Raw genomic sequence first — 1,191 nt, 5'->3', positions numbered from 1 at the left:
GCGTCGTACGCGCTGTACATCATCCATTTCCCGATCATACTGATCATCCGGATGTTGCGGTTGGGTCAGGCGGAGTAGCCGCGGCTGGCGATCCAGTCGGCCAGCGCGTCGGTGCTGATCCAGTACTCGGCCTGGGACGGGTCGGCGGAGTCGGCGATCTTCGCCTGGTCACCGTTGTCCCGATAGCCGGTCACCGAGATGTAGTGGCCGCCCGCGAAGGAGTGGCTCATCCCATCGGTGTCCGTGGCCGTGCCGATGACGTTGGCCACGACGCTTCGGCCGTCGTCAACGGCGCGGACGATATCGGTACGCAGCCGGTCGGCCTGGGCACCGTCGGCACTCCGGCCGGGGATCTCCACGGTGCGGTAGAGGTCCTTGCCGGCCTTCTCGTTGAGGGCCTTGGTGGTCAGGTACGCCGAGTCGGTGCCGTTCTCGGTGGTGCCCATCTCCTTGGCCAGATCGTCCTGCGAGACGTTCTTGTCCATGGTGGTCAGGGCGTTACGCACGGCGGCCGGGCCACAGTAGTAGAAGTTCGGCTGGGCCTCGTAGCGCACGTTGAGCTGTCGCTCACCCTTGCCGTGCCCGCGCTCGGTCACCGCGCCAAGCGGGTTGGCGGTGCTCTGCGGAGCGGCGAGCGCGCTCGTCGGGCCGGCGATCATTCCCCCGGCGCAGACGGCGCCGGCGGCGGTCAGGGCGGCCTTACGGATAAGAGCAGTCATGATCGTCACCTTCCAGGTCGGAGGATCGACACGACACCCGGAGAAAGGGAGGGTGCGGTTACCGCGTCGGAAGGAACAGGCAGAAACGCGCTGATCAGCGGAGCGCCTGCCAGGGATGCAACGGCCCCACCACCGCCCGAGAGCAGGGCCGCTGCGGTTCTCCGAGTACAACGGCCCCTGGCACCGACCCATGCCCAGCTCGGCGGTGACGGGGGCCACAACGCCGCAGGCGGAAACGGCGGCCCCGTGAGTGCCATGAGCCGCTCCGCCCCCAAAGGGTTCCATGAAGCACATGAGTCCCAGCCGCGGCCATCTCGCGAGGTGGCCGGCCACGTCCCGGGTCCACTCCCGGGGCCGCTAACGCGCTCTGCGGGGACGCTCGGACGGCCGGCAGGGCCGACCTGGGGGTGAGCAGGTAGGGTGCTCCAGGTTCCGGCGGCCGGGTCGAAGACGTCGACCGTGGCGTTGGTGC

The 1,191-nt window shown here is 68.8% G+C and carries 1 protein-coding gene; it reads right to left on the bottom strand.

Annotated features, from left to right (window positions below; translation table 11 throughout):
• Positions 1-65 precede the first annotated feature (65 nt).
• Positions 66-722, bottom strand: coding sequence for a C39 family peptidase (locus AB0M52_RS34030; protein WP_363962010.1), 657 nt, complete (start codon positions 720-722; stop codon positions 66-68).
• Between the last annotated feature and the right edge of the window lie 469 nt (positions 723-1,191).

Source organism: Micromonospora sp. NPDC051296 (assembly GCF_040682255.1).
GTDB lineage: Bacteria > Actinomycetota > Actinomycetes > Mycobacteriales > Micromonosporaceae > Micromonospora > Micromonospora craterilacus.
Note: the sequence above shows the minus strand (reverse complement) of the source record. Positions and strands in the feature narration are given on the sequence as shown.